The following is a 13,827-nucleotide window of genomic DNA, read 5'->3' on the forward strand; positions in this document are numbered from 1 at the left end:
CCGCGCAGCCTACCGATCAGGTGAGCTGGGCCTTGGCCAGCGTGGCCCCCCGGCGGGCGTCCTTCGCCACCTGCCTGGCCTCGCGCCGTACGTCCGCCGCAGCACGGCGGGCACGCCAGGCCAGTCCGGGCCTGCCCTCGGTGTCCACCGCCGCGAGCAGCAGGCCGCCGAGCAGGGAGGTGTTCTTGTAGAACTGCAGCTTCTGGGCGGCCTTGGCCTGCGGGTCGGCCTCGGCCCAGAACGCGTGCCCGGCGAGGGTCGTCGGCACCAGCGAGGCGGCCAGGACCGCGGCGCTGAGGCGCGGAGCCCGCCCGGTCGCGAGCGCGCCGGCGGCCAGGAGCTGGGCGGCGGCGTTGATCCGCACGAGGGTGACGGGGTCGGTCGGGATCGGCGCCCCGGGCACCGCCTGGCGGGCGGCCGGGACGACCTTGTCGGTCACCTTCTTGGCCTTGTCGGCGTGCGCCTCGGTGTTGCGGAGGGCGTTGATGCCGCCGGCGACGAAGATCGTGGCCAGCATCGGACGGGCGAGCAACCGGGTGATCGTCATGCCTTCTGTCTACACGATCCGGGGGAGGGGCGCCCCGTCCGCACGGGTGCTGGCGTGGGGGTGGTCGGTCGGGTGGCCAGTCGGGTGGTCAGTCGAGGACCGCGCGCCAGGTGTCGTTCGCCGGGTCGGTGTCGCCCGGGACGGGGTCGAGCGCGGCCTCGAGCGCGCCGCCGAGGGGCGACACCACGGTCACCACCACCGGCGTCGTGCTCGCTGCGGGCACCGCACAGGTGAGGTCCCCGGCCCGCTGGTCGCACCTGCGGTCCTCGCTGACGACGGCCCCGAACCCCGTGAAGCGGATCCGCACGGTCGCGGTGCGGCCCTCGGGGACGCCGGATACCCGCACCGTCGCGGTGTGGAACGGCCGCGAGCTCGTCACCGCGCCGGTGACCGAGACGTCCACCCGTGCCGGGTCCGGGTCCGGGTCTGGGTCCGGGTCTGGGTCCGGGTCTGGGTCCGGGTCTGGGTCCGGGTCTGGGTCCGGGTCGGTCGTCGGGTTCGTCGTCGGGTCCGTCGTGGGGTCCGTCGTGGGCGTGGGGGTCGGGACCGGCGGAGGTGGTGGGGTCGGCTCGAGCGTGGGAGTCGGCACCGAGGTGGGGTCGGGGGTGGGGTCGGAGGTCGGGTCGGAGGTGGGGTCGGAGGTGGGGTCCGAGGTGGGGTCCGAGGTGGGGTCCGAGGTCGGGTCCGAGGTGGGGTCCGAGGTGGGGTCGGGGGTCGCCGGGCTGCCCGTCGGGTCGGCCACCAGCGGCGGGGGGACGACGAGGAGGTCGTCCGGCGGCGGCGCCGAGTCCTCGCGTCGCTGCACCGCGCCACCGGGGGTCGTCCGGTCCGTGGTCGCCGGCAGGGGCGGGGACCCGGACTCGTGCGGAGCGGTGCTTCCCGGCACGGGGTCGAGGGCCGACGGCTCGGTGGTGCTCCGGTCGCCGTGGAACAGCCCGATCGTCACCGCGCCCCCGACCACCACGACGGAGGCCGCCACCCCGGCGACCGCGGCGGCGCCGCTGTTGCCGACGACCAGGTCGCGCAGGCGGCCCACGGCCGCGCCGAGGCCGGCGGGCGCGGCGAGGCCTCCCGCGGCGGACCCGAGGTACGCGGTCGCGGCGCCGCCGAGGAGCAGCGGCGCCAGGAGCGCCCCCAGCCCGGAGTTGACCTCGCTCAGCTCCAGGTAGATCGCCATGCAGGTCCGGCAGTCCTGGAGGTGCTGCTCGACCCTGGCGCCGTCGCGCCGTGAGGTCGCGCCACGGACGTAGGCCCCCAGCTGGGCGTGTGTCCACCGGCACGTGTCCTGCTCGAGCCCGGCCGCGTGCTGGGTGAGGAAGGCCTGGCGCAGGCCCTCGCGCGCCCGGTAGGCCAGCGCGGAGACGGAGTTCGGGCTCATCCCCAGCAGCGGCGCGATGTCCGCGGGCTTCTCGCCCTCGACCTCGGTGTGCCAGAGCACGAGCTGCCAGCGCTCGGGCAGGGAGGCGAACGCCCGGGCCGCGGCGGCGCTCTCGAAGCCCTCGACGGCCGTGTCGCGGAACGGCACGCCCGGGTCGAAGGGCTCCATGTCGTCGGTGGTGTGCAGGCGGGACGCGGCCCGGAAGCGGTCCACCTGGAGGCGCCGGACCGCGGTCAGCACGTAGGCACGGAACGCGACGTCCGGGCCGCCGCCGCGCTGCAGCACCCCCAGCACCTTGATGAAGGCGTCCGACACCAGGTCCTCGGCGTCGCCGGCCGCGACGAGCTGGCGGGCCAGCCGCCGGGCCGCCTCCACGTGCCGCTCGTAGAGCGTGCCGAAGGCGTCGACCTCCCCGCCGCGGACGGCCGAGATGAGCTCGGCATCCCCGCGCGGCTCGAGGCTGGTGGCCACGGTCATGCCGACGCTCCTGGACGCAGGACCCGACGCGTTCGTCGGTCTCCGTGAGGGTAGACCCCGCGGCGCCGTCGGTGGAGTAGAAGGTGGATTCGGAGATTTCCGGTCTGGTCCGCGTCATGACCGCGCGCGACGTCCGTCTCATCGTCGAGCACGCACCAGCATGGGGGTACGCCGTGAAGATCTTCGCCACACGTGGGCGTCGGTTCGCGGCACCCGGTCCTGGGGCGAGCGCTGGTGGGTCCACCGGGCGGTCGGGGTTGTCGCACCGGTTCGAGGCCCTGGGGGAGGCGCTCGCCTCAGGCACCGGCGTGCTGGAGGCCTGCGCGGTCGCCGGTGAGGAGCTCGCGCGCGACGGGGCCTCGGTGGGCGAGGCGATGGAGGGCCTGCGCGCCACCACCCGGCGCGTGCGCCGCACGGATCCGTCGTACGACGCCGTGGCCGCGCTGCTGACCGCCTGGAGCGAGACCACGCTCGGCTACCTGCACCAGCTGTCCTGCGAGGACCCGCTCACCGGACTCTCCAGCCAGGCGCACCTGCGCAGCCGGCTCACCGAGCTCTACCGGCTCGGCGCGGACGTGGAGGGCGGCGCCGCGACGTGTGCGCTGGTGGTGGCCGCGATGCCGTTCGGTGACGACCCCTCCGAGGAGCCCGACGACCACTTCACCCGCGCGATGCGGCTGGCCCGGGCCGGGGAGCTGGCGCGCACCGCGTTCGTGCGGGACGAGACCGTCGCGCGTCTGGGCCTGCACCGGGTCGGGATCCTCACCCGGCGCGACGACCGGTTGGGCAGGCGCGTGCAGCTGTTGCGCACGCTCCTCGAGGGCGCCGAGCCGACGGGGTTCGTCCGGGTGTGGATCGAGGGGCTGCCCGGCACCGACGCCGGTGCCGGCATGCTCCTCGACGAGCTGGCGCGCGGCTGACGCCGCGCCGGGCCGCGGCTAGGGTCGAGGCATGTGTGGTCGCTACGCCTCCTCCCGGCAGCCCGACGACCTGGTCGAGGAGTTCGAGGTGGTCGAGAGCCGGATCGCCGAGCCGCTGGCCGCGGACTACAACGTCGCGCCGACCAAGGAGGTCTACGCGGTGGTCGAGCGGCCCGCGTCGCGTGAGCCGGCCGCCCGGGACGCCGCGCCGCAGCGCCAGCTCCGCGTGCTCAGGTGGGGGCTGGTGCCGTCGTGGGCGAAGGACCCCTCGATCGGCAACCGGATGATCAACGCCCGGATGGAGACCGTGGCGGAGAAGCCGGCCTTCCGCAAGGCGTTCGCCACCCGTCGCGCCCTGCTGCCGGCCGACGGCTACTTCGAGTGGTACCCCACCTCGCAGACCGACGCGAAGGGCAAGCCGGTCAAGCAGCCCTTCTTCATCCGCCCCAGGGACGGAGGGGTCCTCGCCATGGCGGGGCTCTACGAGATCTGGCGCGACCCGACGAGGGCCGAGGACGATCCGGACCGCTTCCGGTGGACCTGCACCGTGCTCACCACCCAGGCCGAGGACTCGCTCGGCCACATCCACGACCGGATGCCGCTCATGGTCGAGCGCGAGCGCTGGCAGCAGTGGCTCGATCCCAGCGTCCCTGGCGACACCTCCCTGCTGGTGCCGGCCGCGCCCGGACGGCTGGAGGCCTACCCGGTGGCGAGGCTGGTGAGCAACGTGCGCAACAACGGGCCCGAGCTCGTCGAGCCGCTGCCGGTCGAGCCCGTCGAGGCGGCCCGGTGAAGAAGGCGACCGTGCGCTCCGTCGCGACGCCCCACGGCGAGGGTCGCCTGCACACGCGCCGCGCCACCAGCCCGATGGCGACGTTGCTGCTCAGCCACGGCGCGGGCGGCGGCGTGGAGGCGCGCGACCTGTGGGCGTTGGCCGACGCGCTGCCCGCGCAGGGCGTGTCGGTGGTGCTCTTCGAGCAGCCGTGGAGGGTGGCCGGTCGCAGGATCGCGACCGCGCCGGCGACCCTCGACGCGGCGCTGACGTGCGCCGCTGACGCGATGCGGGTGCGTACGCCGCTCGTGGTCGGGGGCCGCTCGGCCGGTGCCCGCTCCGCCGCGCGCACGGCCCGCTCGCTGGGGGCCTCGGGGTGCCTGGCGCTGTCCTTCCCGCTGCACCAGCCGGGGAGGACGGAGCCGACGCGGCTGCCGGAGCTGCGCGGGGTCGGGCTCCCCACGCTCGTCGTGCAGGGCGAGCGCGACCCGATGGGCCGCCCGGAGGAGTTCCCGGGCGACCAGGACGGCCTCGACCTCGTGGTGGTCCCGGGCGGCGACCACGGCCTCAAGGTCCCCGCCCGCGGGGAGGTCAGCCAGGACGAGGCGATGGGCATCGTCGTGGAGTCGACGCTGGAGTGGCTGGTGCGCGAGGTCGTCGGGAATCCCTCGGCCGGGTGAGGTGTTGGGGCCGGTGTGAACGCACTGACCCTCGAACGACCCGCAGAGGTACTGTGGGAGGCGATGACTGAATCGCTGAAGGACGAGATGTCCCCGCCGGACGACGCCGCTGCAGTCGTGGTGGACGACGAGAGCTCCGGCGACCGCTCGGCGCGCTTCGAGCGCGACGCGCTGCCCTACCTCGACCAGCTCTACGGGGCGGCCATGCGGATGACGCGCAACCCCGCCGACGCCGAGGACCTGGTGCAGGAGACGTTCGCCAAGGCCTACAGCGCCTTCCACCAGTTCAGGCCCGGCACGAACCTCAAGGCCTGGCTCTACCGGATCCTCACCAACACCTACATCAACTCCTACCGCAAGAAGCAGCGCCAGCCGCAGCAGTCGATGTCCGAGGACGTCGAGGACTGGCAGCTCGCCCGCGCGGAGTCGCACTCCTCGACCGGATTGCGGTCCGCAGAGATGGAGGCGCTGGAACACCTGCCTGACTCCGAGGTCAAGGAGGCGCTGCAGCGGCTGCCCGAGGAGTTCCGCCTCGCCGTCTACCTCGCCGACGTGGAGGGATTCCCCTACAAGGAGATCGCCGAGATCATGGACACGCCCATCGGCACCGTGATGTCACGCCTGCACCGCGGTCGCCGCCAGCTCCGCGACATGCTGGCCGACTACGTCCGCGCCAACGACCTGCTGCCCGCCAGCACCGTTCCGGGCACCAACGAGGGGAGCGGGTCGTGAGCACGGACGAGCACGGCAACGACGAGTGCGTCGACTACATCGAGCGCATCGTCTACCTCATCGACAACGAGCTCGACCAGGCCGACTGTGCCGTCGTCGAGATGCACCTGCGCGAGTGCGGCCCGTGCCTCGAGCGCTACGACCTGCAGCGAGCGGTCAAGCAGCTCGTCGCCCGCTCCTGCTCGGAGTCGGCGCCGGAGTCCCTGCGCGACCGCGTGCGCCTGCGGCTGCGCGAGGTCACGGTCCAGATCACCGAGGGTGGCGCCTGAGCCGGTCGCGCCGACCCGATTCGCTGCGCCGTGGCGGATTTGAGACACTGCTCCGAGCACCGATTCCAGGAGGACCACCATGGGCAAGACCGGACGCAAGCGCCGCGCTCGCAAGAAGAAGGGCGCGAACCACGGCAAGCGCCCCAACGCCTGAGCGTCACACGACGTCAGCACCGTAGAAGTCCCCGCCGCGGCGGGGACTTTTGCATGTCCGGGGGTCGCGACCGGCTCACAACCGCGAGAGGAAGCGCTCCGCGTCCACCACGACCCGGGTCACCTCGCCGGCCGCCAGGACCTTGCCCGAGGAGGTGTCCCGCGCGCTCACGGTGAACCGGTGCAGCCGGCCGTCCTCGTACGCGCTCGACGCGCTGACCTCCACCTCGGCGCCGACGGGGCTGGCGGCGAGGTGCTCCACCTGCACCCGCGTGCCCACGCTCGTCGAGCCTGCCGGGAGCACCGGCGCGAGGCAGGCGCAGGTCGCGGCCTCGAGCCACGCGAGCAGCCGGGGCGTGCCGAGCACCGGGAGCGAGCCGCTGCCGAGCGACGCGGCGGTGTCCTCGTCGGTCACGTGGTAGGTCAGCGTCGCGGTCTGGAGCTGGGGCACGGAGGGCCTCCCGGAGATGGTGGGGTCGGTGGGGCAACCTGAGGGACGACGACACGTCTACCAGACATGAGCACGAGGTCCCTCGGGATGGAGCCTTCAGTGGACATCACTGAGCTCTACGCTGCCCACCGGCTCGCCCTGGTCCGGCTGGCGGTGCTCCTCGTCGACGACTTCGCCTCGGCGGAGGACGTCGTGCAGGACGCGTTCGCCGCCCTCGCCCGGCGGCCGGAGGCGGTGCGGGACCCGTCGAAGGCGCTGGCCTACCTGCGGATCTCGGTGGTCAACACCGCGCGGTCGGCGCTGCGTCGGCGGCGGACCGCGCGGGCGTACTCACCTCCCCACGACGTCGCCGCGCCCTCGCCCGAGGACAGCGCGGTGCTGGCGGAGGAGCACCGGGAGGTCATCGAGGCGCTGCACCGGCTCGCGCCGCGCCAGCGGGAGGTCCTGGTGCTGCGCTACTGGTCCGACCTGTCCGAGGCGGAGATCGCCAAGACCCTGGACGTCAGTCGCGGCACCGTGAAGTCCACCGCCAGCCGCGCGCTGGTGGCGCTGGAGAAGGGCATGCGGCCCACCGGGCCGCGGAGCGAGGGGACGGAGCAGCGATGAGCACCACGCCCGACACGGTCGACCTCGAGCAGCGGCTGCGTGCCGCGCTGACGGCCCGTGCCGACCTGGTACGTCCCGAGGACCTCGCGCCGCTCGCGCCGGCGGCCCCGCTGCGACCGCGCTGGTCGCCGTGGGTGCTGCTCGCCACCGCCGCGGCGGTGCTCCTCGTCCTCGGCGTGGTCCTGCAGGGCCTGGGCCGCGACCCGCGCTCCGACGACGTCGCGCCCAGGCCCGACGAGCCGCCCGTCGTGCTCCCCGACGACGTGGGGCGCCACTGGGAGGCCGACGACGTCTCGACGCCCGCCCGGCTGGACCTCGACGGCGACGGCACCGACGAGGTCGTCGACTTCCTCGGCGAGCCCACGGAGGACTTCGACGGACGGACGCGCCTGGAGACGACCCTCAGCAGCACCGGCGAGGACCTTTACGGCATCGCCGAGCTCGGGACCACGATCGGGACGACCGCGCTGCCGCCCGTCGACGCGGACGGCGACGGCGACCAGGAACTGGTGCTCCGGTACGACGACCCCGCCGCGGGACCGGGCGGCGGGGGCCACCCGCTGGTGTTCGACCTGCGTGACGGCCTGCTGGTGGAGGCGGTCGCCGAGGAGCCGGAGCTGCTCCTCAGCGGCGACATCCCGGTCCCGGGCACGAAGACCGAGCACTACGAGATGGTGCGCCAGCAGGACTTCTGGGTCGAGGACGGTGAGCTCTGGTCGAGCCGGTCGGTGAACGCCTACGCCAGGGGCAACATGACGATCGTGAGGCCGCTCGTCACCGTGCGCGATGCCTGGACGTGGCGCCTCACCGAGGACGGGCGGCTCGAGCACGTGGACGCGGGGTGCCTCCGGCACGACGTCATGGACGACGCGAGGACCCCGTGCGAGGACGGGGCCGCCGACGACCTCCCCGACGTGGCCGACGTCGCCGAGGAGAGCATCGGGCTCGGGGAGTCAGCCACCTTCGACGACGGGTATGCCTTCACCGCGCGGCTGGAGGCGGTCGCCGACCCGAGCCTGGTCGTCGAGGGCGCGGACGGCCGCACGATCGACCACGCTCTCGACGTGGCCGATCCACGGGTCCTCACGACGCAGCCCGTGGGGGTCTTCGCGGACGGCGCCTCCGTGGTCATCGCCTCGTCCTCCGACCCCGGCTACGTCCAGGTCCTCCGCCAGGACGGTGGACGGCTCCGCGCGCTCGACCCCGTCGGCGAGGTGGACCTCACCGACGACGGGTCGCACCGGACCTGGCTGACCCCCGACGGCACCCTCGTCACCGCCGTCGCCGCCGAGGACGGCACCTGGCGGCTCTGGTTCTGGCAGACGGTGTCTCGCTCCGAGATGGCCGCGCTGCCCGGCGCCGTCGTGTGCTTCGACGACCCGACGGACCCGTCGACGATGCGCCGGTGCTGAGGCTCAGAACGACTTGCTGAAGGCGAGCAGGTCGACGCCGGGCACCGGCGACCAGTCGCGGCCCGGGTCGCGCTCGTAGCCGAGCCGGGCGTAGACCCGGTGCGCCGACGACATCGTCGCGAGCGACGACAGGGCCATCCCGGTGGCACCGTGCTCACGGGCGCGGTCCTCGCACAGCCGCGCGAGGGCGGTGCCCGCCCCGCGGCCCCGGGCTGCCGGGTCGACCGCGAGCATCCGGAACTCGCCCTCGTCGTCACGGCCGATCTCGCGCCACGGGGATCCCGGCGGGCAGTACGTCACGACGCCGAGCAGCCGCCGCTCCTCGACGGCCACCCACACCTCGGCCTGCGCGTCGCGCGCGGCCACGTCGCGCAGCCGCCTCCGGTAGTCGTCCTCGGCGCCGCCGAGCAGCGGGTCGTACGCCGCCACGCACACCTCGCCGGCCGCCGAGTGCTCCTCGGGTCGGATGCGGCGCAGCTCCATGGCGGTGCCGCTCAGATGCCGAAGGTGTTGCGGGGGTAGGCCGCCTCGACGTCGGTGATCACGTTGACGAGGTAGGGCACCCCCGCGGCGTACGCGCGGTCGAGCGCCGGGCCGATCTGCCTCGGGTCGGTGACCGTCTCGCCGGCGCCGCCGAGTGCCTTGACGACCTCGTCGTAGGGCGTGCGCTGGGCGAGGTCGGCGACGACGTCGTAGCCGTAGAGCATCTGCATCGGGCCCTTCTCCAGGCCCCAGGCGGAGTTGTTGCCCATCACCATGACGACCGGCAGGTCGTGGCGCACCAGGGTGTCGACGTCCATGAGCGAGAAGCCGGCGGCGCCGTCACCGAGCAGCAGCGTCACCTGGGCGCTCGGCCGGGCGAGGCGGGCCGCGATGGCCGCGCCCAGACCGGCACCGAGGCAGCCGTAGGGACCCGGGTCGAGCCAGCCGCCGGGCCGTTGCGGCTCGACGTACTTGCCGGCGAAGGACACGAAGTCGCCGCCGTCGCCGATGACCACCGAGTCCTGCTCGAGCCGCGGCACGAGCTCACCGTAGATCCGGGCCGGATGGATGGGGTCGGCCTCGGCCGTGAGGAGCTCGGCGTCGCGGGCCGCAGCCGCCCGGACCTGGTCGGCCAGCTGGTCGGCCCACGCCTGCCAGTCGGGCTTGTCGCCGCGCTCGATCGCGGCCTGGAGGCCGTCGAGGACGGTGGTGAGGTCACCGGCGACCGACGCCGCGAGCTCGGCGTGCCCGGAGACCTGGGCGGGGGAGTCGGCGATGTGCACCACCTTGGCGAAGGCGCCGTCGGGGTTCTTGTCGGGCCCGCCGAAGAGGCCGTAGCCGAGACGGAAGTCCAGCGGCGTGCCCACCACGACCACCAGGTCGGCGCCGGACAGCGCGGCGCCCCGCGCCTTGGTGACCAGCGAGCGGTGCCCCCCGGGCACGACCCCGCGGCCCATGCCGTTGGTCAGCGTCGGGATGCCGAGGTCCTCCACGAAGCGCAGCGCGGCCGCCTCCGCGTGGTCGGCCCACACGTCGGTGCCGAGGACCAGGACCGGGCGCTTCGCCCGCGCGAGCAGCCGGGCGACGGCCGCCACGGCGTCCGGGTCGGGCTCGATGCGGACCCCTTCGCCGGTGCCGACGGTGCCCGAGGCGGAGCTGAAGAACTCGTCCATCGGTACGTCGACGAAGACCGGTCCGCGGTGGCTCGAGCGGGCCAGGGTGAAGGCCTCGTCCATCCCCGCGGCGACGTCGCCGGCGGTCATCAACGTCCGCGCCGCCTTCGCGACCGGGGCGATGATCGGCGGCTGGTCGAGCTCCTGGAGCGACCCGGTGCCCCAGCGGTTCTGCGGCGCGCGGCCGCCCACGACGACCATCGGCGACCCGGCGAACTGGGCCTGCGCGATCGCGCTGATGCCGTTGGTGACGCCCGGCCCGGCGGTCAGCACCGCGAGACCGGGCACCCGGGTCAGCTTGCCGGTGGCCTCGGCGGCGAAGGCGGCGGTCTGCTCGTGGCGCACGTCGAGCAGGCGCATCGGCGGGCCCTGCCCCTCCTTCTGCGTCCGGACGGCGCCGTCGTACATCGGGAAGACGTGGGCGCCCGACAAGGTGAACATCGTCTCCACGCCGTGGGCGCGGGCCACGTGCACGGCGAGCTCGCCGCTGTGCCCGGTGATCTCTTCGGTCATGGACCGAGGTTAGCCGGTTGCTACCCGCAGGTAGGGGGCGTTGGTCGTCCGCAGCGCCTCGATCAGGACGAGCAGCAGGTCGGGCCGCACCGCCGGCGCGTCGGGCGCGAGGGAGAGCTGGACGAACAGCGCCCGGAGGAACGCCTGCGCGGCCGCCGTCGCGGCGAAGGGGTCGTGGTCGACCGGCCCGCCGAAGGGGTTGCCGGCGGCGCCGAGACGCAGGATCCAGGGCTCGAGGACGTCGGTGCCGAGCGTGTTGCGGCGCAGGATCCGCATCGCGGCGGCGGCGATCCGGTCGGGCTCTCCCGCCGCGAGGGGGGCCTCGGCGGGCTGCCGGACCAGCCGCTCGGCCAGCACGTCGAGGAGCGCGGCGTGCTCCGGCCCGGCCAGGTGCGGGGACTCGCCGAGCGCGCCGATGGCGTCGGCGCCGTGCGCGACCGCGTGCGCCCAGCCCTTGCCCGGGACGAAGCCCCGGGTGTCGGCCTCGGTGAGGAACCACACCGCGATGCGGTCGCCCCAGTCGAGGACCTTCGCGCCGGGCAGCAGGTGCTGCTCGTTGTTGCGGTGCAGGCACTCGGCGAGGATCAGCGCGCTGAAGCTGCGCCGGAAGACGGTGTCGGCGCCGGTGTCGCCGAGCCCGACGGACAGTCCGGCCACCATGCCGTCGCCCAGCCCGGCCAGCAGGTCGTCGTAGACGCCGCGGCCGATCCAGGTGGCCAGCGCGGGGTAGGCCGTGCCGTCGCGGACCTCGGGCTCGGTGGACCCGAGCATCGCGGTGAGCTCGGCCGTGAGGTCGTCGAGCGGGCGGTCCGAGGGGACCTCGAACCCGGCGGCCTGCACGTGGCTCCAGTACCCGAGCGACATGAGCCCCATCCTGCCAGCCGCCTCCCACACTGCCCTAGTCCGGGGCTGCGGTGCACCTAGGCTTGCCGGGTGCCCTCCCTCCACGAGCTCGTGCGAGCCCACACCGACCTCGTCGAGGACGACGTCTCGTGGCTGCAGCTGCTCATGGCGGACTGGCAGATCCTCGCGGACCTCTCCTTCGCCGACCTCGTGCTGTGGCTGCCCGACCGCGAGGGCCGCGGCTACTGGGCCGGTGGGCAGATGCGACCCACGACCGGCCCCACCGCGCTCGTCGACGACGTCCTGGGGACGTTCATCCCCACCGGTCGCCGCCGCATGCTCGACGAGGCCTTCACGACCGGGCGCCTGGTGCGGGAGGGCGACCCGGAGTGGCGCGACGACGTGCCCGTGCGGGTCGAGGTGATCCCGGTGCGCCGCGCCGGGCGCCTGGTCGCCTGCATCGCGCGCAACACCAACCTGCTCGGCGTACGCACCCCGAGCCGCCTCGAGCTCAGCTACCTCCAGACCGCGGCCGACCTCACGCAGATGATCGCCGCGGGCCACTTCCCCCTCCCGGGCCAGCGCAGCGACCACGCCGACTCGCCGCGGGTCGGGGACGGCTTCGTGCGGCTGGACCCCGCCGGGCGCGTCGTCTACGCCAGCCCCAACGGGCTCTCGGCCTACCGGAGGCTCGGCCTGCAGGGCGACCTCGCGGGGCTCGTCCTCACCGACCTCACCCGCGAGCTCGTGCCGGTCCGGATGCGCCCCGACGAGGAGACGCTCAGCGCCGTCCTCGGCGGCCGTGACGGCCGCGCGACCGAGGTCGGCACCGACGAGGTCACCTTGATCGTCCGCAGCATCCCGCTGCGCCCGCAGGGGGAGCGCAGCGGTGCGCTCCTGCTGGTGCGCGACGTCACCGAGCTGCGCAGTCGCGACCGGGAGCTGGTCACCAAGGACGTCACGATCCGCGAGATCCACCACCGCGTGAAGAACAACCTGCAGACCGTCGCGGCCCTGCTGCGCCTGCAGGCCCGGCGCACCCGCGCCGAGGACGCCAAGGCGGCGCTCGAGGAGGCCGTGCGCCGCGTGGGCTCCATCGCGATCGTCCACGAGACGCTGAGCCACGCGGTGGAGGAGACCGTCGACTTCGACGACATCGCCGACCGGCTCGGCTCCATGGTCGTCGACGTGAGCGGCGTGGAGGTGCCGGTGCGGGTGGTCCGCAGGGGATCCTTCGGCAAGCTGGCGTCGGAGGCCGCCACCCCGCTGGCGATGGTGCTCACCGAGCTGCTACAGAACGCCGTCGAGCACGGCTACGCCGACCTCCCCGACCGGGGGGAGGGTCGGGAGGAGGGCCGGGTGGTGGTGACGGCGCGACGCATCGTCGGGCGGCTGCACGTGGTCGTCGAGGACGACGGCCGCGGCCTGCCCGAGGGCTTCGACCTCGACGGATCGACCCAGCTGGGCCTGTCGATCGTGCGCACGCTCGTCGAGTCCGAGCTGGGCGGCGTGCTCGAGATCGGTCCCGGGAGCCGGGGCACCCGGGTGCAGGCGGACCTGCCCGTCGACTAGCGCGTCACCGCGCCGCGGTCAGGCGGTGCGGATCCGGGCGCGCGCGTTGCGCCGCTTGAGCGCCCGGCGCTCGTCCTCGCTGAGACCGCCCCAGACTCCGTGGTCCTGCCCGGCCTCGAGGGCCCAGGCAAGGCACTGCTCGCGCACCTCGCAGCGTCGGCACACCTGCTTGGCCTCCTCGATCTGGAGGATCGCGGGTCCGGTGTTGCCGATTGGGAAGAACAGCTCAGGGTCCTCGTCGAGGCATGCGGAGCGGCTGCGCCAATCCATGAGTGGGGGAATCCCTCTTTCCAAGTTCACAGGCAGGTGCTGTTTTCGGACATTCAGCGGAGCCCGGGCGCTACGAGGCGCAGCGTCCAGACTGGCAAGACTTGAACGTTCACACAACCCCACACGCAGGTCGCGTCGGTCACAACTACTGTTGTCCGGTGCCCGTCACCCCTTCGGCCGATCCCCGGGATCCCGACCCCGTCGCGCCGCCTCCGCTCGTGGTCGCCGCCTCGCTCGCCGCGCTCGAGGCGTTCGGGCTGCTCGTGCTCGGTGTCCTGGAGGTGGCCAACCTCCGCGCGGCCCGGCTCACCATGGGGGTGACGACGTCGATCTTCTTCCTCGCCGCCGCCGGTGGGCTCGCCTGGTGCGCCTGGTCGCTGTGGAAGGCGCGACGCTGGGCCCGCGGGCCGGTCGTGATGGTGCAGCTCATCCAGCTCGGGCTGGCCTGGAACTTCCGCGACGTCTGGAGCGTCCTGCTCCCGGTGGCGCTCGCGCTGGCGGCGCTCCTCGTCATCGCGGGGCTGCTGCACCCGGCGACCACGCGGGTGCTCGAGGAGGACGCGCGTCCCGCGTGAGG

17 protein-coding genes are annotated in these 13,827 nt (G+C 74.0%); 10 read left to right on the forward strand and 7 right to left on the reverse strand.

What is annotated here, in order from left to right; genetic code table 11:
* Positions 1-16 precede the first annotated feature (16 nt).
* Both J3P38_RS14135 and J3P38_RS14140 read right to left on the reverse strand, forming a co-directional pair.
* On the reverse strand, positions 17-547 hold the full coding sequence (locus J3P38_RS14135) for a DoxX family membrane protein (protein ID WP_210504125.1): 531 nt from the start codon (positions 545-547) through the stop codon (positions 17-19).
* Positions 548-635: 88 nt separating this feature from the next.
* Positions 636-2,402, reverse strand: a complete 1,767-nt coding sequence (locus J3P38_RS14140) for a sigma-70 family RNA polymerase sigma factor (protein WP_210504126.1) — start codon at positions 2,400-2,402, stop codon at positions 636-638.
* Positions 2,403-2,485: 83 nt separating this feature from the next.
* Here J3P38_RS14140 and J3P38_RS14145 point away from each other — a divergent pair, with 83 nt between their 5' ends.
* The 6 genes from J3P38_RS14145 to J3P38_RS18535 all read left to right on the forward strand — a co-directional run bounded on the left by J3P38_RS14145 (position 2,486) and on the right by J3P38_RS18535 (position 5,929).
* Positions 2,486-3,322, forward strand: coding sequence for a hypothetical protein (locus tag J3P38_RS14145; protein ID WP_210504127.1), 837 nt, complete (start codon positions 2,486-2,488; stop codon positions 3,320-3,322).
* Between the two features lie 31 nt (positions 3,323-3,353).
* Positions 3,354-4,115 (forward strand): SOS response-associated peptidase, encoded by a 762-nt coding sequence (locus J3P38_RS14150; RefSeq protein ID WP_210440406.1) that lies wholly within the window; start codon positions 3,354-3,356, stop codon positions 4,113-4,115.
* The gene (locus tag J3P38_RS14155) at positions 4,112-4,774 is read left to right on the forward strand and encodes an alpha/beta hydrolase family protein (protein ID WP_210504128.1); all 663 of its coding nucleotides are present in this window, start codon (positions 4,112-4,114) and stop codon (positions 4,772-4,774) included. The genes J3P38_RS14150 and J3P38_RS14155 overlap by 4 nt, the downstream gene beginning before the upstream one ends.
* 87 nt (positions 4,775-4,861) lie before the next feature.
* A complete protein-coding gene (locus J3P38_RS14160) occupies positions 4,862-5,506 on the forward strand; it encodes a sigma-70 family RNA polymerase sigma factor (protein WP_210504249.1) in 645 nt (214 codons plus the stop codon).
* Positions 5,503-5,775 (forward strand): mycothiol system anti-sigma-R factor, encoded by a 273-nt coding sequence (rsrA, locus tag J3P38_RS14165; protein ID WP_210440408.1) that lies wholly within the window; start codon positions 5,503-5,505, stop codon positions 5,773-5,775. Before J3P38_RS14160 ends, rsrA begins: the two co-directional genes overlap by 4 nt.
* Positions 5,776-5,854: 79 nt before the next feature.
* Entirely contained in the window at positions 5,855-5,929 is a 75-nt protein-coding gene (locus tag J3P38_RS18535) for a 50S ribosomal protein bL37 (RefSeq protein ID WP_369759046.1), read from the forward strand.
* Between the two features lie 75 nt (positions 5,930-6,004).
* Here the strand turns inward: J3P38_RS18535 and J3P38_RS14170 are convergent, their stop codons facing one another.
* On the reverse strand, positions 6,005-6,379 hold the full coding sequence (locus J3P38_RS14170) for a thioesterase family protein (protein WP_210504129.1): 375 nt from the start codon (positions 6,377-6,379) through the stop codon (positions 6,005-6,007).
* A 99-nt stretch (positions 6,380-6,478) separates the two neighbouring features.
* Between J3P38_RS14170 and J3P38_RS14175 the strand changes: the two genes are divergently transcribed.
* A complete protein-coding gene (locus J3P38_RS14175; RefSeq protein ID WP_307807923.1) occupies positions 6,479-6,985 on the forward strand; it encodes an RNA polymerase sigma factor in 507 nt (168 codons plus the stop codon).
* Complete coding sequence (locus tag J3P38_RS14180; protein WP_210504131.1) at positions 6,982-8,397, forward strand: hypothetical protein; 1,416 nt, start codon at positions 6,982-6,984, stop codon at positions 8,395-8,397. The genes J3P38_RS14175 and J3P38_RS14180 overlap by 4 nt, the downstream gene beginning before the upstream one ends.
* 3 nt (positions 8,398-8,400) lie before the next feature.
* Here the strand turns inward: J3P38_RS14180 and J3P38_RS14185 are convergent, their stop codons facing one another.
* Genes J3P38_RS14185 through J3P38_RS14195 form a run of 3 tightly spaced genes read right to left on the reverse strand, consistent with a single transcriptional unit; the run spans position 8,401 to position 11,429 of the window.
* Positions 8,401-8,880, reverse strand: coding sequence for a GNAT family N-acetyltransferase (locus J3P38_RS14185; RefSeq protein ID WP_246856256.1), 480 nt, complete (start codon positions 8,878-8,880; stop codon positions 8,401-8,403).
* An 11-nt stretch (positions 8,881-8,891) separates the two neighbouring features.
* Positions 8,892-10,565, reverse strand: a complete 1,674-nt coding sequence (locus J3P38_RS14190) for an acetolactate synthase (protein WP_210504132.1) — start codon at positions 10,563-10,565, stop codon at positions 8,892-8,894.
* Positions 10,566-10,574: 9 nt separating this feature from the next.
* Positions 10,575-11,429: a DUF2785 domain-containing protein gene (locus J3P38_RS14195; RefSeq protein WP_210504133.1), complete on the reverse strand. Its 855-nt coding sequence runs from the start codon at positions 11,427-11,429 to the stop codon at positions 10,575-10,577.
* Positions 11,430-11,498: 69 nt separating this feature from the next.
* On the opposite strand from J3P38_RS14195, the gene J3P38_RS14200 reads away from it, so the two are divergent.
* A complete protein-coding gene (locus J3P38_RS14200; protein ID WP_210504134.1) occupies positions 11,499-12,980 on the forward strand; it encodes a sensor histidine kinase in 1,482 nt (493 codons plus the stop codon).
* A gap of 18 nt (positions 12,981-12,998) precedes the next feature.
* Here J3P38_RS14200 and J3P38_RS14205 read toward each other — a convergent pair whose 3' ends face one another.
* Positions 12,999-13,250 (reverse strand): WhiB family transcriptional regulator, encoded by a 252-nt coding sequence (locus tag J3P38_RS14205; protein WP_056601527.1) that lies wholly within the window; start codon positions 13,248-13,250, stop codon positions 12,999-13,001.
* Between the two features lie 158 nt (positions 13,251-13,408).
* Here J3P38_RS14205 and J3P38_RS14210 point away from each other — a divergent pair, with 158 nt between their 5' ends.
* Positions 13,409-13,825 carry a hypothetical protein gene (locus tag J3P38_RS14210; RefSeq protein ID WP_210440414.1) on the forward strand — a complete coding sequence of 139 codons (417 nt, stop codon included), beginning with the start codon at positions 13,409-13,411 and terminating at the stop codon, positions 13,823-13,825.
* Positions 13,826-13,827: the final 2 nt, after the last annotated feature.

Origin of the sequence: Nocardioides xinjiangensis, from assembly GCF_017916455.1 — a bacterium.
Taxonomy (GTDB): Bacteria; Actinomycetota; Actinomycetes; order Propionibacteriales; family Nocardioidaceae; genus Nocardioides; species Nocardioides xinjiangensis.

What these genes read in the sequence shown, in the direction of transcription:
- J3P38_RS14135 (WP_210504125.1), bottom strand. Translation starts at nt 547, where the DNA reads ATGACGATCACCCGGTTGCTCGCCCGTCCGATGCTGGCCACGATCTTC.
- J3P38_RS14140 (WP_210504126.1), bottom strand. Translation starts at nt 2,402, where the DNA reads ATGACCGTGGCCACCAGCCTCGAGCCGCGCGGGGATGCCGAGCTCATC.
- J3P38_RS14150 (WP_210440406.1), top strand. Translation starts at nt 3,354, where the DNA reads ATGTGTGGTCGCTACGCCTCCTCCCGGCAGCCCGACGACCTGGTCGAG.
- J3P38_RS14160 (WP_210504249.1), top strand. Translation starts at nt 4,862, where the DNA reads ATGTCCCCGCCGGACGACGCCGCTGCAGTCGTGGTGGACGACGAGAGC.
- J3P38_RS14180 (WP_210504131.1), top strand. Translation starts at nt 6,982, where the DNA reads ATGAGCACCACGCCCGACACGGTCGACCTCGAGCAGCGGCTGCGTGCC.
- J3P38_RS14185 (WP_246856256.1), bottom strand. Translation starts at nt 8,880, where the DNA reads ATGGAGCTGCGCCGCATCCGACCCGAGGAGCACTCGGCGGCCGGCGAG.
- J3P38_RS14190 (WP_210504132.1), bottom strand. Translation starts at nt 10,565, where the DNA reads ATGACCGAAGAGATCACCGGGCACAGCGGCGAGCTCGCCGTGCACGTG.
- J3P38_RS14195 (WP_210504133.1), bottom strand. Translation starts at nt 11,429, where the DNA reads ATGTCGCTCGGGTACTGGAGCCACGTGCAGGCCGCCGGGTTCGAGGTC.
- J3P38_RS14205 (WP_056601527.1), bottom strand. Translation starts at nt 13,250, where the DNA reads ATGGATTGGCGCAGCCGCTCCGCATGCCTCGACGAGGACCCTGAGCTG.